Origin of the sequence: Novipirellula sp. (genome assembly GCF_041583735.1) — a bacterium.
Classification (GTDB): Bacteria; Planctomycetota; Planctomycetia; order Pirellulales; family Pirellulaceae; genus Novipirellula.
On the sequence record NZ_JBFHFD010000865.1, the window covers coordinates 1 to 2,980 of the forward strand.

3 protein-coding genes are annotated in these 2,980 nt (G+C 56.6%); all 3 read right to left on the reverse strand.

Annotated elements, in window-relative coordinates; translation table 11 throughout:
* On the reverse strand, positions 1-355 hold a 355-nt coding region (locus ABX962_RS33885; RefSeq protein ID WP_372726087.1), incomplete at its 3' end, for an ATP-binding cassette domain-containing protein.
* Between the two features lie 234 nt (positions 356-589).
* On the reverse strand, positions 590-1,897 hold the full coding sequence (locus tag ABX962_RS33890; protein WP_339945398.1) for a homoserine dehydrogenase: 1,308 nt from the start codon (positions 1,895-1,897) through the stop codon (positions 590-592).
* A gap of 122 nt (positions 1,898-2,019) precedes the next feature.
* Positions 2,020-2,980: putative PEP-binding protein (locus ABX962_RS33895; protein WP_372726088.1), on the reverse strand; the 961-nt coding region annotated here is incomplete at its 5' end.

A 2,980-nucleotide genomic window follows, 5' to 3' on the forward strand; every position in this document is an offset into this window, starting at 1 on the left:
CGAGTCGTTCACGAAGCTCGTCACGAGACATGCCGTGCAAACGACCAAAGTAGCCGACCATTTCCCAGGCGGTCATGCGGTCGTACATCGCGGTGTTGTTGCTGACGAATCCGATGCGTCGCCGCACTTCGGCGGGGTCCTGCACGACGTCGTGACCGGCAACGTTTGCGATACCCGAGGTCGGGCTCAACACGGTGCTCAAGATGCGTAGCACGGTGGTTTTGCCAGCGCCGTTGGGCCCCAGCAGCCCAAAGATTTCTCCGGGCGCGACTGTGAAGGAAACACGGTCGACGGCGATAAAGCGACCACGATTGAGATCGTCGTAGGTCTTTGTGAGATGTTGTACGTGAATCATGGTTGCCCATCTGCCCCGGGATCTAATTGCCGTGGTCGGTTGAATCGTCGGGTGACGGTCAACACGGTCATAGCGGTTATTCGCACGGGCGATCGCACCCCCATCGCTGGGCTACCGGATGTGATCGCGAGCGCATGACGAAACCGCTACGGAATCGTAGCCCCCGTTATGGCAAAGGACAGCGATTCATGAGCGAACATGGCAAAAACGTGAGCAAAGGGACCCGGGGGGGCGTTAATCCTTCACTCTAAGCCGTACAACCGGACCTGTGATCGAATCGAGGGATTCGATTTCTTGCGTCGCGGCCCGGGCGGCACCCTCGGTCGCTTCGTGTGTCATGATCACCAAGGGGACCGGATCAAGGTGGGCAGATCCGTTTTCACCCTCGTGCTGCATCACCGACGCGATCGAGATCTTGTGCTTCGCAAGCACTGCGGTGATCGATGCCAGCGTGCCCGGATGATTCGCCACGCTGAGCCGCAGATAGTTTCGCCCCACCAACGTATCGGCGTCGCGAAGCTTCGCACGCGGAGGATTGTCGATCGAGAAATATTCGAGTGTTTGGAATGTCAAACGGGTTCGACCGACTGCGGTGTCGATCAAGTCGGCAACGACGGCCGAGGCGGTCGGCATCTGGCCAGCACCCAAGCCGTGATAGAACACTGGACCCACGGCATCGCCGACCACACGGATCGCGTTGAAGGCGTCGCGAACTTCGGCCAGCGGCGTGCCGATCCGGACCAAGGTCGGAGCCACGGAGAGTTCGAGTCCATCGTCGGCCAGATTCGCAAGGGCCAACAATTTGATGCGGTAACCGAGTTGGCGACTGTATCGCAAATCATCGGGATCCAAGCCGTCGATCCCGATTCGTGGAATGTCCGACCAATTGACGGTCGCTCCGAATGCCAGATGGGCCAGGATCGCCAGCTTCTGAGCCGCGTCGGTGCCGTCCACGTCCATCGTCGGATCGGCTTCGGCATAGCCTAGCTCTTGAGCCTTGCGAACCACGACGTCGTAGGGAGCCCCTTTTTCGTCCATCTGCGTGACGATGAAGTTGCTGGTGCCATTCAAAATGCCTTCGAGTGACCGAATTTGGTTGGCCGACAAACATTGGCTGACGTTGGCGATGATCGGGATCCCACCGGCTACCGACGCCTCAAACGCGATGCTGCGGCCAAGCTCGCGAGCTCGCGTGAACAATTCCGGTCCGTGCTCGGCCAACAACGCTTTGTTTGCCGTGACGATGTCTTTGCCTGATTCAAGCAATCGCAGCATGATCGATCGGGCCGGTTCCAAGCCGCCGATCAATTGAGCCACAACCGAAATCTCGGGGTCATTGATCACGTCGTCAAGCGAGTCGGTCGCGACCCCTTCGGGAAGATCGACGTCACGTGGTTTGGCGAGATCGCGAACGACCGCCTTTTTCAGCCACAATGTGCGGCCGGCATGTCGCGACGTGCGATCGCCATGATCGAGCAATAGTTTCGCAACACCGGTGCCAACGGTTCCCAGGCCAACAATGGCAATGTTTGTTTTTTCCATGCGAAAATGGTAATCGGAACGACTGTTTTCGACGAGGGCACAGGGATACGAACCAAAAAAAACAGCGGCCGTTTCGGGCCGCTGTTCGAGAGTGATTTTTACAGGCGTTCGAGAACGCGGAACTACTTCTTCGAGTTCAACGCTGCTTGTGCCGCCGCCAAGCGTGCAATTGGCACGCGGAACGGGCTGCAGCTGACGTAGTTCAAGCCCGCTTCGTGACAGAACGTGATCGAGGCAGGGTCACCACCGTGTTCGCCACAGATACCGACTTTGAGGTCTTTCTTGACGCTACGTCCCTTGGCGACACCCATTTCAACCAATTGGCCCACACCCGTGGTGTCGAGCGATTGGAACGGGTCCACCTCAAGAATTTCTTGATGGATGTAATCCGGCAGGAACGTGTTCACATCGTCACGGCTGTAACCAAACGTCATTTGCGTCAAGTCGTTCGTGCCGAAGCTAAAGAAGTCTGCATGAGCCGCAATGTCATTGGCGGTCAAGCAAGCACGTGGAATTTCGATCATGGTACCGATCGAGATATCCAAGGTGCCGCTGAACTTCTTGGCAGTCTTGGTTTCTTCGATGGTCTGTTCGACTTTGCCACGAAGCAGTTCCAATTCGTTCGCGGTTCCGACAAGCGGGATCATGATCTCGGGTTGAGCCTTGATCTTCTTGCCCGCACAGTTGATTGCCGCTTCGACAATCGCACGAACTTGCATTTCAAGGATTTCCGGATAGGTCACGCTCAAGCGGCAACCACGGTGACCGAGCATCGGGTTGGACTCATGAAGCGCTTCGCCACGCTTGGCAATTTCGTTGGCCGAAACGCCCAACTCTTTTGCCACGATCTTTTGGCTAGCCGATTCGTGAGGCAAGAATTCGTGCAATGGTGGATCTAGCAAACGGATGGTGACGGGCAATCCGTTCATCGCCTTGAAGATGCCTTCGAAATCTTTGCGTTGGAAAGGAAGCAATTTCTTCAGTGCGGCACGACGATCTTTTTCGTCTTGAGCCAAAATCATCGAACGCATGTGCGTGATTCGCTCAGGGTCAAAGAACATGTGCTCGGTACGGCAAAGACCG

Coding starts and splice junctions, on each gene's coding strand:
- ABX962_RS33890 (WP_339945398.1), bottom strand. CDS start 1,897: ATGGAAAAAACAAACATTGCCATTGTTGGCCTGGGAACCGTTGGCACC.